The 16,464-nt window shown below is 48.6% G+C and carries 17 protein-coding genes; 9 read left to right on the top strand and 8 right to left on the bottom strand.

The genetic code is table 11. The features are described 5' to 3' along the window. The first annotated feature begins 138 nt into the window (after positions 1-138). Positions 139-1,869: a DEAD/DEAH box helicase gene (locus YC6258_RS01835; protein WP_044615534.1), complete on the top strand. Its 1,731-nt coding sequence runs from the start codon at positions 139-141 to the stop codon at positions 1,867-1,869. Here the strand turns inward: YC6258_RS01835 and YC6258_RS01830 are convergent. Genes YC6258_RS01830 through YC6258_RS01820 form a run of 3 tightly spaced genes read right to left on the bottom strand, consistent with a single transcriptional unit; the run spans position 1,856 to position 3,713 of the window. Next, a complete protein-coding gene (locus tag YC6258_RS01830; protein ID WP_044615533.1) occupies positions 1,856-2,554 on the bottom strand; it encodes an LrgB family protein in 699 nt (232 codons plus the stop codon). The two genes, YC6258_RS01835 and YC6258_RS01830, sit on opposite strands and share 14 nt — an antisense overlap. Beyond that, positions 2,554-2,886 (bottom strand): CidA/LrgA family protein, encoded by a 333-nt coding sequence (locus YC6258_RS01825; protein ID WP_044615532.1) that lies wholly within the window; start codon positions 2,884-2,886, stop codon positions 2,554-2,556. The genes YC6258_RS01830 and YC6258_RS01825 overlap by 1 nt, the downstream gene beginning before the upstream one ends. A 20-nt stretch (positions 2,887-2,906) precedes the next feature. Beyond that, on the bottom strand, positions 2,907-3,713 hold the full coding sequence (locus YC6258_RS01820; RefSeq protein WP_044615531.1) for a DUF4037 domain-containing protein: 807 nt from the start codon (positions 3,711-3,713) through the stop codon (positions 2,907-2,909). Between the two features lie 204 nt (positions 3,714-3,917). Between YC6258_RS01820 and YC6258_RS01815 the strand changes: the two genes are divergently transcribed. Next, entirely contained in the window at positions 3,918-5,780 is a 1,863-nt protein-coding gene (locus YC6258_RS01815; protein WP_044615530.1) for an EAL domain-containing protein, read from the top strand. Positions 5,781-5,791: 11 nt separating this feature from the next. Here the strand turns inward: YC6258_RS01815 and YC6258_RS01810 are convergent, their stop codons facing one another. Further along, positions 5,792-6,709 carry a LysR substrate-binding domain-containing protein gene (locus YC6258_RS01810; RefSeq protein WP_044615529.1) on the bottom strand — a complete coding sequence of 306 codons (918 nt, stop codon included), beginning with the start codon at positions 6,707-6,709 and terminating at the stop codon, positions 5,792-5,794. A gap of 188 nt (positions 6,710-6,897) precedes the next feature. Here YC6258_RS01810 and YC6258_RS01805 point away from each other — a divergent pair, with 188 nt between their 5' ends. The 5 genes from YC6258_RS01805 to YC6258_RS01785 all read left to right on the top strand — a co-directional run bounded on the left by YC6258_RS01805 (position 6,898) and on the right by YC6258_RS01785 (position 9,576). Further along, positions 6,898-7,101, top strand: a complete 204-nt coding sequence (locus YC6258_RS01805; RefSeq protein ID WP_044615528.1) for a DUF1127 domain-containing protein — start codon at positions 6,898-6,900, stop codon at positions 7,099-7,101. A 44-nt stretch (positions 7,102-7,145) separates the two neighbouring features. Next, entirely contained in the window at positions 7,146-7,682 is a 537-nt protein-coding gene (locus YC6258_RS01800) for a gamma carbonic anhydrase family protein (RefSeq protein WP_044615527.1), read from the top strand. Positions 7,683-7,725: 43 nt separating this feature from the next. Continuing rightward, entirely contained in the window at positions 7,726-8,283 is a 558-nt protein-coding gene (locus YC6258_RS01795; RefSeq protein WP_044615526.1) for an NnrU family protein, read from the top strand. A gap of 356 nt (positions 8,284-8,639) precedes the next feature. Continuing rightward, on the top strand, positions 8,640-9,212 hold the full coding sequence (locus YC6258_RS01790; RefSeq protein ID WP_044615525.1) for an ATP-dependent Clp protease proteolytic subunit: 573 nt from the start codon (positions 8,640-8,642) through the stop codon (positions 9,210-9,212). Between the two features lie 22 nt (positions 9,213-9,234). Next, positions 9,235-9,576, top strand: a complete 342-nt coding sequence (locus tag YC6258_RS01785) for a histidine triad nucleotide-binding protein (protein ID WP_044615524.1) — start codon at positions 9,235-9,237, stop codon at positions 9,574-9,576. A 12-nt stretch (positions 9,577-9,588) separates the two neighbouring features. Here the strand turns inward: YC6258_RS01785 and YC6258_RS30080 are convergent, their stop codons facing one another. The 4 genes from YC6258_RS30080 to YC6258_RS01770 form a co-directional block, all read right to left on the bottom strand. Further along, positions 9,589-9,732 carry a hypothetical protein gene (locus YC6258_RS30080; protein WP_169748915.1) on the bottom strand — a complete coding sequence of 48 codons (144 nt, stop codon included), beginning with the start codon at positions 9,730-9,732 and terminating at the stop codon, positions 9,589-9,591. 51 nt (positions 9,733-9,783) lie between these two features. Further along, positions 9,784-10,446 (bottom strand): hypothetical protein, encoded by a 663-nt coding sequence (locus tag YC6258_RS01780; protein ID WP_052829995.1) that lies wholly within the window; start codon positions 10,444-10,446, stop codon positions 9,784-9,786. A gap of 277 nt (positions 10,447-10,723) precedes the next feature. Then, complete coding sequence (locus YC6258_RS01775; protein WP_044615523.1) at positions 10,724-12,082, bottom strand: sigma-54-dependent transcriptional regulator; 1,359 nt, start codon at positions 12,080-12,082, stop codon at positions 10,724-10,726. Beyond that, positions 12,079-13,911 carry a sensor histidine kinase gene (locus tag YC6258_RS01770; RefSeq protein WP_044615522.1) on the bottom strand — a complete coding sequence of 611 codons (1,833 nt, stop codon included), beginning with the start codon at positions 13,909-13,911 and terminating at the stop codon, positions 12,079-12,081. The genes YC6258_RS01775 and YC6258_RS01770 overlap by 4 nt, the downstream gene beginning before the upstream one ends. 100 nt (positions 13,912-14,011) lie before the next feature. Between YC6258_RS01770 and YC6258_RS01765 the strand changes: the two genes are divergently transcribed. Both YC6258_RS01765 and YC6258_RS01760 read left to right on the top strand, forming a co-directional pair. Beyond that, positions 14,012-15,412: a rhomboid family intramembrane serine protease gene (locus YC6258_RS01765; RefSeq protein ID WP_169748914.1), complete on the top strand. Its 1,401-nt coding sequence runs from the start codon at positions 14,012-14,014 to the stop codon at positions 15,410-15,412. A 5-nt stretch (positions 15,413-15,417) separates the two neighbouring features. After that, positions 15,418-16,464: a site-2 protease family protein gene (locus tag YC6258_RS01760; protein WP_144407526.1), complete on the top strand. Its 1,047-nt coding sequence runs from the start codon at positions 15,418-15,420 to the stop codon at positions 16,462-16,464.

Below are 16,464 nucleotides of genomic sequence, written 5' to 3'. Positions count from 1 at the left end.
TCATACGCATCAATAAAGCCGGGTCTCCGGCTTTATTTTTCGCAAAATTCTGTAATTTCTGTGAATTGCCTCTGTGTTTTGTCTCTAAACTCTATATAATCCGCGCCCCCCAATTTTTTATTCTGCAGGCTCTTTCATATGACCGATTCCGAACACATTACTTCTTTTGCCGATTTACAGCTTTCCGAGCCTGTGATGAAAGCGCTATCGGCGATCGGGTATGAAAGTCCGTCCCCTATACAGTCGCAAACCATCCCTTCGCTGATGAGTGGTCGCGATCTGCTGGGTATTGCCCAGACCGGTACCGGCAAAACCGCGGCGTTTGCATTGCCCGTACTTCATAATCTGGATATTCAACAAGTTTCTCCACAGGCACTGGTGCTGGCCCCCACACGGGAATTGGCTATTCAGGTGGCTGAAGCATTCCAATCTTATGCTCATTTTATCAAGGGTTTTCATGTACTGCCGATTTATGGTGGGCAGGATATGCGCGTACAGCTGCGGGCCCTGAAACGTCCGGTGCATGTGGTCGTTGGTACGCCTGGAAGGGTGATGGATCATTTACGGAAAGGCAGTCTGGATTTGTCGCACCTTAAAACAGTAGTTCTGGATGAAGCTGATGAAATGCTGCGCATGGGCTTTATTGAGGATGTTGAGTGGATTCTGGAGCATACCCCTAAAGAACGGCAGGTTGCTTTGTTTTCGGCTACCATGCCGGAACCTATTCGTAAGGTCACCGCCAATTACCTGAAAGATCCGGTTGAAGTCAGAGTCGCGCGCGAGTCCACTACCGTTGCGCAGATCGAACAATGTCACCTGATGGTTCAGCCAAACCGAAAACTGGATGCTCTGACCAGGGTAATGGAAGTTGAGGATTTTGATGCCGCCATCGTGTTTGTACGGACCAAAACCGCCACCACTGAACTGGCGGAAAAACTGGAAGCACGTGGCTTTTCCAGTGCTGCGCTGAACGGTGATATGAATCAGGCACAGCGTGAGAAAACTATTGAGAGACTCAAAAAAGGCAAGCTGGATGTCGCTATTGCCACGGATGTGGCTGCTCGTGGTCTTGATGTAGAGCGCATCAGTCACGTAATCAATTATGATATTCCCTACGATTCCGAAGCTTATGTTCATCGTATCGGTCGTACAGGGCGTGCCGGCCGCAGTGGTAAAGCTATTCTGTTGATTACCCCTCGTGAACAGCGTCTGCTCAGAACCATCGAGCAGCATACCCGGGCCCCAATTCCGGTTATGAAGTTGCCAACGGCTGAGCAATTGAGTGAGCAACGGATCAAAGAGTTTAAAGATACCGTTCTGGCGGTGGTTCAGGATATCGATGGAACGCCTGATAAGGACATTCTGGTGGATTTGATTATGGGACTGCATCAGGAGCACCAGATAGAACCAATCAATATTGCCGCTGCGTTAGGATATATTGCCCAACAGGGAACGCCTTTGCTCGTAGGTGAGCTCAGCAATGACTTTATTGTTCAGCCCCGAGGTCGGCAAGACGACCGTCGTGATGATCGCCGTGAAAAGAGTGGTGGTAAATCTGGGGAACGCAAATCACGTAGTTTGCCGGATGGTATGAAAGTACAGAAATATCGCCTCGACGTTGGTCGCCGCGATGGTATCAGACCTGGTGACATTGTGGGCGCTATTGCCAATGAAGCCGGTATTGAAAGCCAGTTTATCGGCAACATTCGTCTCAGTGAAAATTTCTCCATTGTCGAATTGCCAGACGGAATGCCAAAAGAAGTATTTAAACAGTTGAAAAACGTCAAAGTGCGTAATCGGCCATTAAATATTCGTCCATGGGAAGATGAAAAGCCGTCCAAGTCTCGCCATCGGGCTAAAAAAGGCTGATTACAGGCACAAATAAGGGAATCAGTACCGCTGTTATCACGCCGGTCAGGCTCATCGCCAGACCGGCAAAAGCACCACAGGTGACCGATTTTTCAAATGCCTGGGCCGTTCCAAATCCGTGGGCTGTCATGCCCATAATAAATCCTTCCGCCGGTTCTGATTGAACCTTCACTAGCCGCATGTATCCCGGTAATACCAGACAACCGATTGCTCCAGTGAGTAGCACCAGTCCGGCTGCCAGAGAGCCACTGCCTCCGACTTTTTCTGCGACGCCAATGGCGATAGGTGTGGTGATAGACTTCACCAGCATGGAACGGCTTAAAATATCCGTGTTGATGAGCCATTCTGACAACAGAAAAGCACTGGATGAGGCGATAAATGCACCGACCAGCGTGGCGACCATTAGTGGTATCAGCATTTTCCGGATGAGAGATATGTTTTCATACAGCGGTATTGCCAGTGCCACCGTTGCCGGACCCAGCATGAAGTGAATCATGGCCGTGTCCTGTCGATATTGAGGATACTCCCAGCCTAACAGCTTTAATAAACCCATAATCGAAAAAATGGTCACAATGACAGGGTGAACCAGTGCTGAGCGGTGAAATTTGCGATATATCTGTTCGGCCAGCAGATAAATACCGATGGTGATGGATAATGCCATCAGCATTTGGATAGAACTTGTCATTATTTGGTCCCGAATACTCTAAAAATAGCGATTATGGCAGTTGCTGTGAGCAGTGTGCTGGCGGTAATGATCAGTAATATCCAAATCCCGCTATGCATCAATAATGGCCAATGTTCGATCAGACCGACTCCTGCCGGAACAAACAGTAACGTCAGATAACGCAGCAATGTCGAAGAAGTGTTTTTTAAAGAATCCGGAACGTGACCTAGTACGACCAGTGTCAGCCAAAGGGCCAGCAGACCGACAACACTGCCCGGAATGGGCCAGGCAAAAAGGTAAACCACATATTCTCCAGCCAGCCAGTAGGCAAGGAGAATAAAAAAGCCAAACATACGAAGAGTGATCCAAATGTTTACAGTGAAGATGATGCTCGATGCTTGATCATATGATCAAGTTCATCAATGAGCAGGTTTAATTCTGCCAGCAGTTCCTGTCTGGCACCGCCCGCCAGCTCAAAACAGCGATTAAGGCGTGATTCGAAATTTTTCGGAATATGGTTGCATCGGCGTAACGCATGGGAAACCAGTTTTTTATCACCTGGATGCAATTGTTCGTTAACGGCAAATACGATATCGAAGTAGCTGGCCATAAACCTGGACAACAGATTATTTAATGAAACCCGGTCCTGGCGCACTAATGCCTTCTCTATCTTAAACAGATAAGCAGGCATTTGGCGTCTCAACAGTGCGTGGTTTTTTTGCAGAATATTGCTTTGCAGCTGAAATGGGTAGGCGATGCTGTATTTCTGCTGCAGTTCCGCCAGTCTGCCGTTACGGTCAAACAGAATTTCTGCGTGCAGAAAGTTGTACCAGTGTGCAGTAGTGGCACCCAGTCGTGCCTGATATCGAAAGGCGACATCGTGGAGTTGGCGGTCAAACTGAATCAGATTGCGGTACACAATGATAATTTCTGAGCCATCGTTTAACTGACCATCATCCTGAACTTCCCAGAACTGATTATTCAGCTCCATATAACGGCAGAACTTATTGGTAATCTGTTGGCGTTCAGAAACAGAGATATCTTCATGGTGATACACGTAAAGATTGTAGTCAGATAACTGATCTTCCGACTCCGTTGATCGGGAACCGCCCAACATTATGCCTTCAACACAGGTATTGTGCTGATATTCACCTACAATTTCTTTTAACAGGAGTTCCATATCAGGGTCCTTTTACGCCACCAGCACCATCATTGTTAAGGATTTTGGCCATTGTGGCTATTATCGATCAGTCTGATTTTGACATATTGATTTAACTTAAATACAGATGCTTTAAAAGCACTCTAACGCTGTTAGACTGCATGAGAACTGAAATTTTCAGTTTTGTAAGAAAGAAAACACATGCGATGACTGAAAGGCAGAATAATGTTTGACACATCTTTGGATGACGAAACTTTTTTTAAGGACTATCAATCAACGCTGTGGTACCAGCGTATGGTTGATGCCCAGCAGTTGTTAAAAAGTCGAATTCTTTTGATTGTCAGTGGTTTTTTTACTTTTACCCCCTTATTCCTGCTTTCCTTGCGAACATATTTTGAAGCCGAGCACCCAGCTTGGGTCTATCTGGGAGCCTCTGCCGTTATTGGTCTGGGGGCCTTGTCATTGTGGAGTTCCAGGCGACTGGATGTGCTGGCGCGATTTCTGACATTGCTGTTTTTTCTGGTTATCCCGATGGCGTATTACCTGCCGGGTGCCTATCAGGTCCAGTTCATGTTTATCTTGTGTTTTCCTTTTCTCGCAGCCGGTCTGTACAACAGTTTTTCGGCGGCGATACAGACGCAATTGTTCTTTATCTGGATATGTATCTGCTGGTTGCCCCACGTGACCGGAGTGATGGAGACCGCCTATTACTCCTCGTCTATAACCTTATGGATGATGATTCTGGGTACCTACGTGTTGCTGAGTTTGGTGGGTATCCTGACCAAGCGTTACAACGAGGATTTCTTTCGCACGGTGATTGAGTTGGTCCATTACGATCAATATTCCGGACTGGTAAAAGCCAACGACCTCGCCAATGCACAGGAATGGCGTCAGGCTCGATGGCTGGTATTGGTCGAAGTGGATCATTTGAGCCAAATTCTGGCAATCGGTGATGCGGCAACTCGCATGAGAATCATGCAATTGCTGGGTGACCGTCTGAATAAGAAAGTACCCACTTTTCCATTTGCTGCCTATCAGTGGTCTGACAATCAGGTGGTATTGTTGTTGTCAGAGGCTGAATCGCAGACGGAAAGACAGCTGGAAGTCAGTCTGTACAGATATATTGAACAACTGAACCGGCATCTGAATGAGGCGAAATCAGCAGGCAAGTATCTGCTGAGTGTCACGGCAGCGTGCGTGGCCATTAGGGGACGTTCACCCAATCAGGTGGTTGCTGATTGTCAACTGGCTGTGCGACAGGCGCAGAAAAAGCAATTGCTTTGCGTAGTATTGGACGAGACGCTCAAAGAAGAATCCTTTGATCTCAGTTACCGCAAAAAATACCGTGTGTTGTGGGCCAATCTTCAGGAGCGAAAAACCGTTATTTCAACCCGGACTGTTTTTTCTGCACGCACCGGCAAAGCAGCCTGGCAGGAGTGTGCTCTGAAAATTGATAACCTGGAGGATGGTTTTGTCGCGCTGGATGAATACCTTAGTGTGGCTCAGAAGTTTGGATTATATGAGCAAATGAGTGATCATCTATTACAGCATGTGGAGTATTATCTGCGTGAACATAAAACCAACCTGTCTGTAAATCTGTTACTGGCAGACTTGTTTAATGCCCGTATCTATAAAACCCTGTTTGATCTCTGCCAGCAGGCCAGCGCCCGCGATCTCACTCTTATTCTGAATGTAACGCTACCGGCAGATCCGTTTGATGTGGATCGCTGTCAGGAGATTATGCGAGTGCTTCGACAGCAGGGGGCCAAAATTGCCCTGTCCGGAATCGCTGATATGGACGTTCATTTGGGAGTGCTGGTAACCCTGCCAATTGATATCGTCACAGTTGCCCATCATCTGATCAAAACCATGACGACCGACATACGCAAGGAACGGTTGTTAAAAGCGGTAGTGTCTTTTTGTCATACTAACGAGCAGACAGTGGTTGCGGATGGTATCGATACCGGCATTCTCAAACGGGCGGCTGAAGCGCTGGGATTTAATTATCTTAAAGGCAACCTTCTGGCGGCTGAAACAGTTCATGAAAAGCCGCATTTTATTGCGGCACATGTCAGACGCCAGCAGTGAAGTAATATTGGTCAACTGCCATAATAAGCAAAATATTCGGGCAAAAAGCTGGCTTCCAGTTCCTTATGCAGCCACTCTGCGAATATCCTGACCTTGGTTTTCTGGAAATGATGTTCCGGGGCTACCAGATAATAGGAATAGGACAGATTGATTTCGTAGTCATTCACCTTCAGCAACTTGCCTGAGGTGATCAGATCCTGAGCCAGTGATTTGCGCACCAGACCAATTCCCTGACCATCAAGGGTGGCATCAATGGCCATACCTGAATCATTGACGGTCAGGGAAATGCGAAAATCGTCAGGGTCCAGCTCCTGCTCCGTCAACCAGTTCAACCAGCCAGAACCATCGGGACCGGCGTCTTCCAGCAGTGGCAGTGTTTTGAGGCGTTCGACAGACAAAGAGCCATGCTCGGTCAGATCCGGATGGGCAACCACAATTTTGGCATCCCGCATTAAAAACTCAGAGCGCAGATTTGGATACTTACCGTCTCCGAGTCGAATGGCCATGTCACAATCATTTTCTTCGAAGGTTTCGAGTTCATTGTCGGAGCGCAGTACCAAATGTATGTCGGGATAACTGGCCTGAAAACCTTTCAAATGCCCAAGCAACCATCGTGAGGCAAATGATGGCAGTACCGAAATAACCAGACGATCCGGGGATGGATCCGCACGCAACTGATCGACGCCGGATTTCAGGGATCGAAATGCAGAACGGACATACGGCAACAGTCGTGCGCCTTCATCAGTGAGTTTAACTTCACGGTTTAAGCGCAGAAACAGCTGAGTTTCCAGAGAATCTTCCAGCAGCCGGATTTGGTGGCTGACCGCTGCCTGAGTAACAAACAGTCGCTCCGCTGCTTTTTTGAAACTTTGGGTTTCGGCTGCGTATAAAAAAGCCCGAAGGGCATTGAGTGGTGGCAGTTCAGCCATAGTAATTCCAACAACATTGATGTAAGTCCGGTTTGTCTCTGAAAAGCACGCAGTTCGCCTGAAAGAAAGTAATCCGGGACCAAAAAATACTCGTTTGTCGGCCTGGCGAAAGAAGCGCACATTAACGCATGCAAGGCAGGCTGATAAGCACAACACAAATTATAAACAATTGATACGAGGTAACCAGAATGTCCACTCTGAAAATTTTGGTTCCTGCTCTACATGTCCACGCAGGGGAATGGCATTTCTCACTACAAACATTAAAGCTGTGGAACCGTCGTTACAAAACCCGCCAACAACTAAAAGATCTCAGTCCCCACCTGTTGAGGGATATCGGTTTGACTGCTTATGACGCCGATGCGGAGATACATAAACCTTTCTGGAAAGGCTAAAGCATGTTAGAAGAGTCTCTATGTTCCCACAATGAGGCTCTTTTATGGCTATCCTGCGTTACAAATCCCATACTCCAAAAATTGCAGATTCCACCTATGTTTCTGATCAGGCCTGTATCATTGGCGATGTGACGATAGGTGAAGACTCCTCTGTCTGGCCAATGGCGGTTATTCGTGGAGATATGCACAGAATTACCATCGGTGCCCGGACCTCTGTTCAGGATGGTGCGGTGTTGCACATTACCCATGCCAGCCACTACAACCCGGATGGTTATCCATTAACCATCGGCGATGATGTCACTATTGGTCATAACGTCTGTCTGCATGGTTGTACTATCCATAATGAAGTGTTGATTGGTATTGGTTCCACGATTCTGGACGGTGCAGTCATTCCTGAACGGGTTGTTATCGGTGCTGGTTCACTGGTAGCCCCCGGTAAGCAGCTCGACAGTGGTTACTTGTACATGGGTTCACCAGCACAGAAAAAGCGTCCGTTAACGGATCAGGAACTGAACTTTTTTAAATACTCTGCCCAAAACTACGTGGATCTAAAAAACGAGTACCTGTCAGACGCTGAATAATGCTGTGCTACTGACGATGCTTTATATTTCATGAGGTGGTGAAATGATCATTTTAGTAATCGGCATTGTCGTTTTTTTTGGAATACATTTATTGCCCGGCTTCACAAGGACCCGTCAGGCTTTGATTGAACGGTTCGGAGATCGCACCTATCGGGGGGTGTTTGCGCTGTTCTCGTTCGTGGGGTTGATACTGATCATCTGGGGTAAGGCCGCTGCAGACGCTGTTTTTATCTATGCCAGCCCCTTTTGGACTTACAAAATCATGCCGTTGTTGATGGTACCAGCCTTTATTCTGATGGCGGCGGCAGGAATGAAAAGCAACATAAAGCGTTTTACCCGTCACCCCCAACTGTGGGGTGTGACGCTGTGGGCAGGTGGACACTTGCTGGTCAATGGTGATTTATCCTCGTTGCTGCTGTTTGGCTCTTTTTTGTTGTTTTCGTTGTATGACATGTGGTCCGCCAATCGTCGTGGTGCGTTACAGCAGACGGAGAAACTGCCATTGATCAAGGATGTTCAGGTGCTGGTCGCCGGTACCCTTGTTGCGGTCATCGTTGCATTTGTTCATCCATGGTTATTTGGTGTCCGGGCAATAGTCTAAGGGCTGTTGGTGTTTATTTTGGTAGAACCTTATGGGTTGAGACAGGGACGTTACTGTCCAAGGTGAACGTTGAAGAACTTGTGTGATCACTGATGTTTAAACAGTGATAATTGAATCGGTGATATTGAATCGGGAAAATGTAATCCCCATTTGCTATGCTCAACCGGAGAAGCTTTGTTAGGGAGCCTTTGAATAATTACGTGTGTTGCCGTGCGGCATTAAAAATCTGTGCAGATCAGTCATTTATGGCAGCTTTTTGCGGATTTTCGCCATGTCCTGGCTGCATCGCCGACATTATTCAGAGGTTCCTTAGAAGCAGTGTCCGTTAATTTCCATCAGTCAGGGATAAGCGATCAATGACCAAAGAAACCGAAAATAACAGCTCGCCAGAGATGATTTCCGACAAATTGTTTAAAAGCAGAACTTTAATGATCTGTGAGGAAATCAATCAGAAAATGGCGCGCCGAGTCTGTTTGGAATTATTAGCGCTGGCCGCGGATTCCGATGATGATATTACCCTGTTCATAAACTCTCAGGGGGGGCATGTTGAGGCCGGTGACAGCATTCACGATATGATCCGCTTTATCAAACCGCGGGTTAAAGTCGTTGGGACTGGTTGGGTTGCCAGTGCTGGTACGCATATTTTTCTTGCCGCCGATAAAGAAGACCGTTATTGCCTGCCCAATACCCGTTTCCTGATTCACCAGCCATCCGGTGGTGTTGGCGGCCAGGCCAGTGATGTGGCTATTCAGGCTGAACAGATTATCAAAATGCGCGAGCGTCTGGCGCAGATCATCGCGGCCCAGACCGGTCAGCCGATTGATCGTGTGCGCAAAGATATTGAGCGCGATAACTGGATGAGCGCTGAAGAAGCCATTGATTATGGAATCTGTGGTCAGAAAGTGGCCCACGTCAGCGAAATGCAGTGAGACGAGAAAGGATAATCCGCTCATGAGTGAGACGATATTCGGCAAAATCGTGGCCGGTGAATTACCGGCCGACAGTGTCTATGAAGATGAGTTATGCATGGCTATCCGGGATAAATTCCCAACAGCACCGCATCACTATCTGGTTATTCCCAAAAAACCAATTCCCAAACTCTGTGATGCCGGGCCGGAGGATCAGGCTCTGTTAGGACATTTAATGCTGGTGGCCAATCAGGTTGCGGCACAACAGGGCATAGGCGAGGCCTTCCGGCTGGTGGTGAACAATGGCGCCGACGCCGGCCAGAGTGTTTTCCACCTGCACGTCCATGTGATTGGTGGCCGTAGTTTGAGCTGGCCTCCAGGTTAGTTTCTGACCGGACTACCGTTTGCCTGGTATCTGGTACCACAATCCGGATTCTGCAGTGGGTAACATGTCAGGAATGATCGGGTTACTCAGTTCAATTATCCGCCGTTGCTCAAGCTGCAACGGCGCAATTTTCTCGCGCAGGTAGCGATGAAACATTGCATTGAAACTGCCGTCCGCGATGGCAGTCCGTAAACCTTTCTCAATCAGTCATTGCAATTCAGGATTGCTCTTCGAGACAAAGAAGTATTGTGGCATGGTGTAATGCAGCATCAGTGTCGGTTCAATCTCAATCCCCTGCTGCCGGTACATCTGCCATTCGTTCCAGACCTCCGTGACACTGCGGGGATACAGCCTTCCCGGCTGCTGATTCAGCATGCGAAAGGTCGCGTCATAATTTGCTGTGGAAAGGGTGGTAAAACCGTTGGCCTCCAATATTTTGGTATCTGGCCAATCGTGTCCTTGAATCATGGGAATCTGTTTGAGCTGTTCCAGTGACAGTTCTGCCGGTGTTTGTGTCAGAGCATCTGGTTTGTACAAAAAAACCCGATAACCCAACAGCCCCTTGTAAATTGGGATGCGTACCGGCAGCCAGATCTGTTCTCTGGATCGACTCGTTGCTGACCATACAACATCAATGGCGTTGTCATCTATCAACTCTGTCAGCGCCCGGCTTTGAGTCATTTGAAACGGTGATGGCTTGAGTTGTATCCGTGGATCGACTTTATTCAGAGCCAGTCGTAATAGTTGCAATGGGTAGACCTGACGAGGGTCGCTGTCTGTTTCCGGAGCAAGATAATAGACCACATCAGACTGTGCCAGAGCCAGACTCTGGAGTGTCAACAGCAGCCATAGTGCCATAACGTATCGCATATCTTCTCTCCTACAGGCGGGCTCTGAGATCAGCAAACCGTATGAGTTGAGATCGATTGGTTAAGCGTGTTTTATTTTCAAGTTGGTCAATGGTGCGTCGGCCGGAGGACGACGGGACAGGGTTTAGGTTTTTGTTGTATACCGAACAACGGAAAGTATCCGCCCTTGTCGTGCAGGTACCTGTTTTAAGTAGGCCATGAAACCAATATTCTTTTCAGTATGGCCGAGCGGATCGACTTTTTCTAATATTCCAATGAAATTACTGCAAAATGACGTGTTATGACTCGTTTTTGTAGTCGTTTTTATCCAGTCCATATTTTTTCATTTTTTCGTACAACGTCTTGCGGGCCAGCCCAAGAGCAACCAGTGTGTCTTTGATGGATCCCTGATGGTCGCGCAGGGCGGCTGCAATTAAGTGGGCTTCGTACTGATCCATCATCTCTGCCAGTGTGTTGCGACTTTGCAGCTCCCGCTCGAAAGGATCAGCCAGTTGATCGAAGGCACTTTCGCCCATAAGCACATAGCGTTCAGCCAGATTACGAAGTTCTCTGACATTGCCAGGCCAGTCGTGCTGTAACAGTGCGCTGATTCTGGCTTCCGGGGGGTGAATGATTTCACGGTCATAGCGGGCCGCAGCGATCAGGACAAAATGTTGAAACAACAGCGGAACATCCTGAATGCGATCTTTCAGCGTTGGAATGTCCACTTTAACAATATTCAGGCGATAGTAGAGATCTGCCCGGAATTCTCCGCGGTCACTGAGTTCTTTTAAGTTGGTTTTGGTCGCGGTGATGATGCGGATGTCCAGGTTGATGGATTTATTACTGCCCAGTCGTTCAACCTTGCGCTCTTCCAGTACTCGCAACAGTTTGACCTGAAGATTCAGAGGCATGCTTTCAATTTCATCAAGAAAAACCGTGCCGCCGTCGGCATGTTCAAATTTGCCTATGCGTTTTTTATCCGCACCGGTAAAGGCACCGGCTTCATGTCCGAACAGTTCACTTTCAATGAGATTTTCAGGCACGGCACCACAGTTGATGGCAACGTAGTTGTGATCCTTGCGGCTGCTGGCCTCATGCAGCCAGCGGGCAATCAGGTCTTTTCCGCAACCGGTCTCACCATGGAGCAGCACATCGGCTGAGGTATCTACAATGGCATCCAGTACCGAGAAGACCTGCTTCATGGCCTTGCTGTGTCCCAATACCCGGGGGCCTGGACGGGAGTTGAATTTGAGCTGACTTTTGAGATCGCGGTTTTCCAACGTCAACAGACGTTTTTCAGCGGCCCGATGAATGACTTCCAGTAAGGGTTCTGTCTCATAGGGTTTTTCAATGAAGTCATAAGCACCGTTGCGCATCGCTTCGACGGCCATGGAGATGTCCCCATGGCCGGTAATCAATACGACCGGAATGTTGACATCGATCTGCTGTATCCGTTCCAGTATCTCCAGACCGTTGGGTGACGGCATGTTGAAATCGGTAATGACCATGCCGTTGAAGCTGGCATCAATGAGATTGAACAACACCTCTCCAGAAGCGAAGCACTGAACATCTATATCCTCCAGTTCAAGCATTTGCTGCATGGAAAGGCGGATGGCAGGATCATCATCGACAAAAAATACTTTGAATGCATTCATACAGTGTTTTCATGGTCCGCTACGTGATACACCGGCAGGTAAATACGAAATAATGCGCCCGGGAACTCGGGGTCATCACTGTATTCCGCCTGAAGCCGGCCGTTCATGGTGGTAATGATCTGGCGGGAGATGCTCAACCCCAGTCCCAGTCCTTCAGTTACTGATTTGGTGGTATAAAACGGCTCGAAAACCTGTTCCGGTTCCTGATCCAGACCCGGGCCGTTGTCAATGACCGAGATTCGGTACTCGTCTTCCAGTTGTTGCAGCGCAATTTTAATTCTGATGTGACTGTTGTGCTGGCAAGCCTGCACTGCATTGGATAGTAAATTGACCACAACCTGTTCCAGCCGGATCATGTCTCCAAGTATAAAAGCATGGGTTTCCGGGAGAGAGAAATAAAACTGGATATTGTTGTTTTCCAGCCCTGACTGTACCAGGTGGACCGCATTATGGATGACATTCTGCAGCTCCACCATCACCAGTTTATGAGGGGACTTGCGGGCAAAAATCTTAAACTGGGAAATCAGTGTATGCATGCGCTGGCACAAGGCCAGTATTTCTTTCAGATTATTTTCGACCGCTTCTGTCTTCCCACGTTGCAGAAACTTCTGCGAGTTCTGGGTAAAGGCCGTGATGGCGGTCAGTGGTTGGTTCAGCTCATGGTTGATACTGGCCGACATCTGCCCGAGGGTGGCCAGCTTGGCTGCCTGGATTAATTCCTCCTGCATGGTTTTGAGTTCCTGCTCGGCCCGATGGCGTTCGTCGACCTCGCGCATTAACTGCAGGTTGCTCTGTTCCAGATCTTCGGTCCGGCTCAATACCCGCTGCTCCAATTCCCGTTGATGCATCACCAGGTTTTGCAAACGATGACTGCGCTCTTGTTGAAACAGCCAGAGTACGACAATGGCAATATAGATCGACAGCAGGGTGGCCAGTGTTCTCAGCTGTTGCAGCCAGATCCGCTTGGATGGTACCAGTACGGTCATTTCCCAGTTGACCATTGGAGCCATACCGGAAATGGCGAGATACTGGTTGATTGAGCTACCGTTGTGCCAGATGACCTGCCAGGTATCGGGACTCATGCCAAATCTGCTCGGCAACCGGCTGAATTGCAATGGTTCGAAACGATATTCACCGTAGCGCTGCTCCTGCTGGAGCTGCAGTATCGTCTCATGGTTGAGTGGTTCGGTGCTGCGATACCGCCAGTCTTCGCGGGTGGAAAGAAAGACGATACCATGTTCGTCCGTGACCATCAGCTCGGCCACATCCTCGCTGTAAGGGCTTTGCCAGGCGGTTTCCAGGTCTGGAATATTCAGTTTTAACGCCAACACTCCGATGACGGAGTTCTGATAAATAATCGGGTAGGAAAAATACAGGCCCCGAACGCCGGAAGTGGTTCCGAGGGCCGAATATATGGCAGCCCTCCCCTGCATGGCCTGTTGAAAATAGGGTCTGAAATTGAAGTCCCGATACAAGAAGCTGTTATCCAGGTTCCAGTTGCTGGTCATGCGTGTGATACCGAGAGTGTCCATTATGTAAATATCGGACGCGTGCATACGATCAGCAAAACCTTGCAGCAGCACGTTGGCACGATATACCTGATCTTCCGCACCATAGTTCAGGGCATCTACAAATAACTGATTGGCGGCCAGTACTGGAGGAATAAGGCTAAAGCGATCGAGCAGTTCTTCCAGTGATGCCTGATAGCGAAACAATTCATTACGGGCATTTTGTTCCAGCCGCTGATATCCAAGCCAGGAACCGACCTGAATACTGGTTAACAGAACCAGGACAAGACCAATGATGATGATTACGCGCTGCTTTTTCATTATTCTTGTGAGTCGTTACTCTGTCGCAGGTCCAAGGGTCAGCCCAAAGGGCCTGGGTTAAACGTTTGAATTATAGCGAGATTTTATGCTCATCCTGCCAATGGAACGAACCTTTGACATTACCCGACCACCATTGGTGACCTGGCTGTTAATTTTGTTCAACTGCGTGATTTTTGTCTGGACTTCCATCGGTGACAGTCGTCGGCTTGATCAGATTGCAGAAGCCTATAGCCGGTTGGACATTCTGCCTCAGGAGTTACCGGTATATCAAAGTTATCTACAGCAGAGTGGCCGATTTGACTCTCCTCTTTTGACAATTAAGCACCCGGAGCAGTTATCTATCGAGGATCAGCATCAGATTGCAGTGGCTATGTTGGTGGATGCCGATTATCAGCCATATGCCAGCCAGCATCTGCCTGAATTTGTCGATTACGATAAGCCCATACTGGCATCACGAAGCCGGATCCTCTCTGACCAGGTTAGTGGACTGAGTTGGAATCGTTTTGGTTTTATTCCGGTGCAAATATCTGCGTTGACTGTGTTTTCCCATCAATTCCTGCATGGTGGTCTGGAGCATTTGTTGGGCAATATGATTATTCTGTTGCTGGTGGGAATGACGGTTGAGCAGCTTCTGGGCAGCGTGAATTATTTAATTTTCTACCTGTTCAGTGGTGCGGTGGGAGCATTGTTTTTTGGTTTGCTGAACTGGGGCTCGCCTTCTGCGCTGGTTGGAGCATCTGGAGCTATCTCGGGTGTGATGGGTATGTATGTCGCAGCGTACGGGCATCGGAAAATCCGGTTTTTCTATTTCATTGGCATAGCATTCAATTACTTTCGCGCCACTGCGCTGTTGATTTTGCCGGTATGGATTGCCAAGGAGCTGTTCGATCTGGTTTTCAGTGATGCCCCCGTTGCGTATGCGGCTCATGCCGGCGGCATGGCCTGCGGGGCTTTACTGGTATGGGCTGGCCGGAACAGCTGGGCCAGGGTGAATCAGCAAATTATTGAAAATCGTGATGATGAGGCTGATTATCGGGAGCAGCTGCAACAGGCGCTTCAGGCGGTTACTCAGGCAGACTTTGTCCGCGCAAAAAAAATATTCTGGCGGTTGGCCAAGTTGCATCCTCTGAGTCATCGGGTATTTTTCCAGTTGTATCATCTGGAAAAAGTCTGTCCGGATAACAAAGCATTCCACCTTGCTGCCTCTGGACTGTTTCGGGCCAGTCTTGCTGATGGTCAGTTTGGGGTATCGGAACAGGCAATGTTGAAAGAGTACTGGTCCCTGGCACAGCCTCATCCTCAAATACCGGCAACGTTGTTGTCCAAAATTCTGGTAAAACTGTTAACCTCTGGACAACCCGCTCTGGCAGAAAAGATGTTTGCCGAGGCAGTTAGCATGAAAATACTGTCCGACGTGGAAAGTAACGAATTGAGACGGGACTTTGCCCGTTTTTTTGCCCATAACAACCCTGAAACAGCGAAGAAGTATTCCAATCCATGAATCTGATGAGTATCCAATACCAGGATCAGAACATTGATCTGATGGTTGACCCGGAACAACAGCAACAACGATTGTTGGTCAATGGTGAAGTCGTATTACAACAACCACATCATTATTGGTCCGGCTCGGTGGTACTGAATGGTAATGAGCCCCGTCCTTTTGATCAGATCGACTACCTGATCAATCCTGAAACCATGCAGGTGAGTCTGCAGTTGTCACATGAAGGCGCTGTGGTCGATGAGCATCATGTCGCCATCGAGGCGGTTGCCCTTCCGCAGTCTGGCAGCGTCAACACTGGGTCAGTGGTCGCCTGGGGCGGCCTGTTGTTCAAGTTGTTCAAAAGCGTCAAGGTGATCCAGGTTGTCATGCTTGGCTTATCGGCGGCGGCATGGAGTATATTGTTGTCGTGGCAGTTTGCCATCGCTTTGATTGGTATCCTGGTTTTTCATGAATATGGTCATCTGTGGGCGATGAAACGTTCGGGCCTGAAGACCAAAGGCATGTATCTGATTCCATTCGTCGGTGGAATTGCCCTTGGTGAGCGGGCGAAAACCCATTGGCAGGATGTGTTCATTTCCTTGATGGGACCAAGCTTCGGTCTGCTCATGACTGTAGTGTTCTATGTGCTGTATCTGCTGACAGGGAATCACTTCGTTGGCCTGGTGGCATCCGTCGGGGCGTTGATTAATCTGTTCAACCTGTTGCCGATTCTCCCTCTCGATGGAGGGCATGCCTTTAAGTCGCTCGCACAATCGGGCAATCGCAAGCTGGGGTTTTATCTGGTGCTGGCCTTATCTATCGTTGGTTTTGGGCTGGCGGTATTGTTGAAACTTGGATTACTGGCTTTTTTTATAATGTTGGGATTTCTCGATCTGATGGCAGCGCGTTCACAGTCGCGCCTGGATCCAAGACCAACCCTTGATCGTTATGGGGTGCTGTTTTCCCTGGTTTGGTATGTATCGGTGTTTGTAGTGCTGGTGGCAATTATTCTGGCCCTTGCCGGCACCGGCCTGCCGGGAACTGAGCTGGCCGATGCGATATTGAGAAGCTGA

Origin of the sequence: Gynuella sunshinyii YC6258 (assembly GCF_000940805.1) — a bacterium.
Taxonomy (GTDB): Bacteria; Pseudomonadota; Gammaproteobacteria; order Pseudomonadales; family Natronospirillaceae; genus Gynuella; species Gynuella sunshinyii.
The sequence above is the reverse complement of the archived record's forward strand: the minus strand, read 5'-3'. Positions and strand labels throughout refer to the sequence as shown.